At 62.8% G+C, this 5,790-nt stretch carries 5 protein-coding genes; 2 read left to right on the top strand and 3 right to left on the bottom strand.

Translation table 11 applies throughout. From position 1 onward, the window contains the following. Positions 1–107: 107 nt before the first annotated feature. Entirely contained in the window at positions 108–833 is a 726-nt protein-coding gene (locus tag ACW9I6_RS30230) for a dienelactone hydrolase family protein (protein WP_087695180.1), read from the bottom strand. Positions 834–1,050: 217 nt separating this feature from the next. On the opposite strand from ACW9I6_RS30230, the gene ACW9I6_RS30225 reads away from it, so the two are divergent. After that, complete coding sequence (locus ACW9I6_RS30225) at positions 1,051–2,358, top strand: acetamidase/formamidase family protein (protein WP_087695181.1); 1,308 nt, start codon at positions 1,051–1,053, stop codon at positions 2,356–2,358. Positions 2,359–2,364: 6 nt separating this feature from the next. Here the strand turns inward: ACW9I6_RS30225 and ACW9I6_RS30220 are convergent, their stop codons facing one another. Beyond that, positions 2,365–3,384 (bottom strand): Leu/Phe/Val dehydrogenase, encoded by a 1,020-nt coding sequence (locus ACW9I6_RS30220; RefSeq protein WP_457340158.1) that lies wholly within the window; start codon positions 3,382–3,384, stop codon positions 2,365–2,367. Between the two features lie 186 nt (positions 3,385–3,570). Here ACW9I6_RS30220 and ACW9I6_RS30215 point away from each other — a divergent pair, with 186 nt between their 5' ends. Then, on the top strand, positions 3,571–4,374 hold the full coding sequence (locus ACW9I6_RS30215) for a SirB1 family protein (protein WP_003212796.1): 804 nt from the start codon (positions 3,571–3,573) through the stop codon (positions 4,372–4,374). Here the strand turns inward: ACW9I6_RS30215 and ACW9I6_RS30210 are convergent. Beyond that, positions 4,298–5,683, bottom strand: coding sequence for an MFS transporter (locus ACW9I6_RS30210; protein ID WP_087695182.1), 1,386 nt, complete (start codon positions 5,681–5,683; stop codon positions 4,298–4,300). The two genes, ACW9I6_RS30215 and ACW9I6_RS30210, sit on opposite strands and share 77 nt — an antisense overlap. Between the last annotated feature and the right edge of the window lie 107 nt (positions 5,684–5,790).

The raw sequence follows: 5,790 nt of genomic DNA, 5'->3' as shown, positions 1-5,790 counted from the left end.
GGGAGCGCTGCGCACTCCAGCGGGAGCAAGCTCCCTCGCCACAGCAAGCTCCCTCACCACAACAAGCTCCCTCGCCACAGGTTATGCGTTGATGCCTTTCACATGTGTCATGCCTGCCACAAGGTCTTGCCGAAGAACGTCAACGTGCGGTCCCACGCCAGTTGCGACCAGGCGGCATCGTATTGCGTGTCTGCAATCCGACCATCACCAATCGCCGTCTCGTTGGCAAACGCATGGCGCGCCAGGTAGCGATGGAAAGTCGCGTCCACACCCGCAGCATGCAGTTTTGACTCCAGCTCCGCCACGGTGTCGATATTGAAGAAGGCATCCTGCGTGCCCCAGTGCCCGATCAGCGGCGCCTTGATCTTCGAAGCATCCAGATACTCCAGCGGCGGGAAGCCGTACCACACCACGCCCGCAGCCACTTCCGGAATCGCGTTCAACGCCAGCAATGTCAACGCCCCGCCCATGCAGTAACCGGTCACACCGACTTTTTTCGAATCCGCCTGCAAGTACTGCACAGCCCCCTTGATGTCCTGGGAAACCGCGTCACCAAAATCCAGCCCATCCATCAGGTGGTGAGCCTCTTCCTCTTCCACGGTCGACGCGCCGCGATAAAGGTCCGGCACCAACACGCGGTAACCGCATTCGGCCAGTCGATTGGCCACGCCCTTGATCTGATCGTTTACGCCCCACCATTCCTGGATCACCACGATCGCCGGCGCGCCTTCGAGTACCGCCGGGCTGGCCAGGTAGCCGTTGACGTCCGCGCCATCCGGGCGTTTGAAGGTGATCATGCGCCCGCTGGAGCGCCCTGCTGTTTGTTTGGACATGCCAACCTCGTTCTGATGGGTTTGAAAAAATAAGCCGATAACAGAGATATCTGTATTTGCACGTGTCCGCCACTGCGGGTGTATCAGAGTGTGTATGGATGCCCCTGAGATACACACGTACCGGCAATCGCGGCAGCGCGACACACGACAGATACACATCGGCGCTTAAGTGATGAAGCCTGTTCAACATTCAATCACCCAGGGCCCGGAAAATAAAATGAATAACCTCCCTTCTGTTGACCGTCTCACCGTCACCTCCTACACCAATGGGCTGCTCGGCCCCAGCCAGAAAATGCTCGGCCCGCTGGCCGACGGTGGCACCTTGATCACCGGCACCCCGCCCGGTTGCTGGGGCCCGATGATCACGCCGGCCTTTGAGGGTGGCCATGAAGTGACCCAGCCCGTGTTCATCGCCGGCGCCGACATCGGCGACGCGGTGGCGCTGAAGATCAAGCGCATGCGCGTCACCTCCCTGGCCACGTCCTCGGGGGTCATGAGTTTTGTCGAAGGTCGCTACCATGGCGACCCGTTCGTCGCGAAGTTCTGCTCCAACTGCGGGCAAGAGCATCCCGCCAGCCACGTCGAAGGCATTGGCGATGACGCCATTCGTTGCGATGCCTGTGGCGCCGAGGTCAGTGCGTTTCGTTTCAGCAATGGTTACGTGATCGTTCTGGATGCCGAGCATCAGGTGAGCCTGACGGTCAACCAGGCCGTGGCGGATCGCCTGGCCGGCAAGGCATCGGACCTGTCGGCGCTGCCCGAACTGTCTGCCCAGCATTCGATCCTTTCCCTGGCCCGCGCCGATATCCCGGGCCTGGCCGCGCATATGCGCCCATTCCTGGGCAACATCGGCACCACGCCTTCACGGGATCTGCCGGATTCCCACAACTGCGGCGACTTCGGCCAGTACCTGGTGGGCGCGCCCCATCGCTACAGCATGACCCACGATGAACTGCACGCCGCGAAAACCGATGGCCACATGGACACAAACTCAGTGCGCGAAGGCTGCATCCTGATCTGCCCGGTGAAGGTCCCCGGCGCCGGGGTGTACATGGGCGATATGCATGCTCAACAGGGCAATGGCGAAATTGCCGGGCATGCCACCGATGTGTCGGGGGAAACCGAACTGACGGTGCAGGTGATCAAGGGCCTGAGCCTGGACGGGCCGATCCTGCTGCAAAACCTCGATGACCTGCCGCCCATGGCGCGCCCGATGACCGCGGAGCAACGCCTGCGGGTGAAGGCACTGGGGGAGCGCTGGGGCCAGGTGGAGATCGAGGAGAACGCGCCCATCACCTTCATCGGCAGTGGGACCAATCTCAACGTCGCGACAGACAACGGACTGGAACGCGCAGCCGCCGTGACCGGGCTGCCGCTCGACGAAGTGCGCAACCGCGCGACCATCAACGGCTCGATTGAAATCAGCCGCCTGCCGGGAACCGTGCGGGTCACGATTCTGTGCCCGATGCACATCCTTGATCGTATGGGCGTGGGCCAACTGGCCCGGGAGAAATATCAGCTTTGACCCGCCTCAGCGGTACAGCAAGCGCTCCGCCAGCTCATCCGCTACCCGCGCGGGTGAGCGTTTTTCAGCCTGGGCATGGGCGAAGATTTCGGTCAGGCGCGTGCCGATGTTCGACAGGTGCGCGGTGATGGTTTCCAGCTCCGCGCCGCCGTGCTTGAGAGCCACGTAGATCAGCCCACCGGAGTTGATCACGTAGTCCGGCGCGTAAAGAATCCCACGGCCTTCCAACTGATCGGCCACTTGCAGGTTGGTCAGTTGCGCACTGGCGGAGCCGGCCACCGCTGCGCATCGCAACTGCGCGACCGTGTAGCGGTTGAACACCGCGCCCACACCGCAGGGCGCAAGGATATCGCATGGGGTGCTGAGCAAGGCTTCGTTGGCAATCGGGTGCGCACCCAGTTGTTCCATCGCCAGTTGCACCTTGCCGTGGTCGATGTCGCTCACCAGCAATTCAGCCCCGGCGGCGTGCAGCTGCTCGGCCAGGGCATAACCGACGTTGCCCAGGCCCTGGATCGCCACGCGCAGACCTTCCAGATTATCGCTGCCCAGGCGAGCCATCGCGGTGGTGCGGATGCCGGCGAACACGCCCATCGCCGCGTGGGGCGAGGGATCGCCGGCCGCCGTGGTGCTGGTGACATAGCGGGTCTGCTGGGCGATGCAATCCATGTCGGCCACCGAGGTGCCGCTGTCGATGGCGGTGATGTAGCGGCCATCCAGCTGCTCGACGCAGCGGCCGAAGGCTTCAAACAATGCCGCGCGGCTTTCCACATGGGCGGGGCGGATGATCACCGCGTTGCCGCCACCCACCGGCAAACCGGCCAGCGCGGCCTTGTAGCTCATGCCCTGCGCCAGGCGCGCGGCATCCGCCACGGCACTTTCATCGTCGGGGTAAGAGAGGTACCGGCAGCCTCCAAGGGCGGGACCCAGGCGGCTGTTGTGGATGGCAATGACCGCCTTCAACCCGGTGGCCGGGTCAACGCTCAGGTGCAGCGATTCAAGGCGGGTGCTGTGCATGAGCGCAAACATCGTCAAGCTCCCGAATCACTTCTGGTAGGCGCCAAGTATAGGACTGCCAGCGAAACCCTGCTGAAGCGCGCAGGAATAAGACCACCGGTTTTAAAGGGTTTGCGACATAAACAGGTAGGACCTGTCTTAAGGCACTGGACGAAAGTTCACAGCAAGGCTAAAACGAGACATCCGCCGGAGAACCCAATGAAGCCCCGCGACGCCTTTTTTGCCTGCCTGGAACGGTCACCGCCCGCGCTGTTTGAAGCCGCGCTGTGGATGGCGGCCGAGCACGACCCGGCGGTGGACCCCTTGGCCATCCTGCAGGACTTCAAGGTATTGCAGCAATTGGTCAGCCTCAGCATGCCGATGCTGCCGGCGGATGAACTCGGACAACCGTTGTTGCGGCGCATGAACGACCTGGGGTTCGCCCAGGATGACCACACCCCGCTGCGCCCCGCCGCCGCGCTGCTGGACAAGGTGTTGAAGCGTAAACGCGGGCAGCCGCTGGCTCTCGGGCTGATTGCCCTGGAGCTGGCGCGGCGCCTGGACATTCCGCTGGTGGGCGTCAACTTCCCGGGGCACTTCCTGTTGCGGGTGCCGGGCGCCGATCACCTGCTCGACCCCTGCGGCGGCCGACGCCTGTACCCCAACGATTGCCGCGACCTGCTGACCCGCCAATACGGGCCCAATCTCAAGTTGCAGGCCGACCACCTGCACACCGCCGAGCCGCGATCGATCCTGCAACGGCTGTCGCGTAATCTGCGCCAGTTGCACCTGTCCAACGACGACCACCTGGCCGCTCTGGTGGATGCCGAACGCGTGCTGGAGCTGGGCAATGCCAGCGCCGCCGATTACCTGGCCCGGGCCAGTTTGTATCAGCGCCTGGATTGCCCGAACGCCGAGCGTTTTGACCTGGAACACGCGTTGATGCTCAGCGAAGACCCGATCCAGCGTCTACGCCTGACCGAACGGCTGGGGCATTTGCCGCCGAACTCTGTGGTGCATTGACTGGCGAGCGCACCTGGATAATCAACAACGCCGCTATCACCGCCGGAATCGCGCAGAAGAAGAAAATCTGCTGCACCGGTATGTGCATCGCCAGCAGAAGGCTGCCGAACAGCGGCCCCAGGATCGACCCGAACCGCCCGACACCCAGCGCCCAGCCTGTACCGGTGGCCCGCACGTGAGCCGGGTAGAAGTTACTGGCGAACGCGTTCAGGGTCAGTTGACCGCCGATGATGCAGAAGCCCGCCGCAAACACGCAGGCCACCAGATAGCGCGGATTGTCGTGATTCAGCCCCAGCAGGATGGTGCACACCGCAGCCGCTGCCAGCACGCCGGACAGTAGGCGTACTTTGCTTTTGAGCCGGTCGGCAAACCAGGCCATGCCGATGGCGCCCAGTGTCCCGGCGAACAGGAACATCGAGGTCACCAGATTGGCTTCGTTCAGGCCCAGGCCGCTTTCCAGCAACAGCGAAGGCAGCCAGCTGATCATGAAATACAGCAGGATCAGGCTGACAAAAAACGTCGCCCACAGCAGCAAGGTCGGGCGCGCATAACCATGGCGGAACAGCTCCACCACCGTCAGTTTGCTGCCTTGCTCCTGGCGGTTTTCAGCCTCGCTCGCTGGCGGCGGTTGCCAGCCTGGCAGCATTCGCGCGGTGACTTTTTGCAGGCGCGCATACGGCGGTGCATCACGCAGCAGGCGTGGCAGGGATTCGGGCAACATCCAGGCAAGAAACGGAAACAACAGCAATGGCGTCACACCACCGGCGAGGAACACCGCCTGCCAGCCGAAGCTGTCGATAAACCCGGCCGCGACAAAACCACCGGCCGCACCGCCGAAAGAGAAGCCACAGGCGGCGAGCGTCACCATCAATGTTCGCAGGCGGGGTGGTGAGTATTCCGACATCAAGGCCATGGCGCTGGGCATTGCACCGCCCATGCCGATGCCGCAGATAAAGCGGGCGGCCATCAAGGTATTGAGAGAGTTGGCGAACACCATCAGCACCGTGAGGCTGGCGTAGATCAACACACAGCACAGCAGGATGCGCCGCACCCCGAAGCGATCCGCCAGCGGCGTGACGGCCAGGGAGCCCAGCGTCAGCCCCAGCAGGTTGGCGCTGAACACCGGGCCGAACGCGGCTTTTTCCAGGCCCCAGTCCTTGGCCAGCGCCGGTACTACGTAGCCCAGGACCTGGGCGTCGTAGCCGTCGGTGACCAGCAACAGTGCCAGCAACAGGAGAATCAACCACTGATAGCGCGACACCGGACGGGCGTCGAGTGCCGCACGAAAGCTGGCAATCTGATTGTGCATCGCAAGGGACCTGTATTGTTTTTATATATTTTGGACACGCTGAAGATCACATGTGGGAGCGGGCTTGCTCGCGAAAGCAATCTTTCAGTTCACCCACCCGCTTACCT

It is taken from the genome of Pseudomonas sp. SDO5522_S412, assembly GCF_054071215.1.
This window is presented reverse-complemented; position numbering and strand designations above follow the sequence as displayed.

Excerpts from the sequence above, each read along its gene's own strand:
- ACW9I6_RS30230 (WP_087695180.1), bottom strand. The coding sequence starts at position 833 with ATGTCCAAACAAACAGCAGGGCGCTCCAGCGGGCGCATGATCACCTTC.
- ACW9I6_RS30225 (WP_087695181.1), top strand. The coding sequence starts at position 1,051 with ATGAATAACCTCCCTTCTGTTGACCGTCTCACCGTCACCTCCTACACC.
- ACW9I6_RS30220 (WP_457340158.1), bottom strand. The coding sequence starts at position 3,384 with ATGTTTGCGCTCATGCACAGCACCCGCCTTGAATCGCTGCACCTGAGC.
- ACW9I6_RS30215 (WP_003212796.1), top strand. The coding sequence starts at position 3,571 with ATGAAGCCCCGCGACGCCTTTTTTGCCTGCCTGGAACGGTCACCGCCC.
- ACW9I6_RS30210 (WP_087695182.1), bottom strand. The coding sequence starts at position 5,683 with ATGCACAATCAGATTGCCAGCTTTCGTGCGGCACTCGACGCCCGTCCG.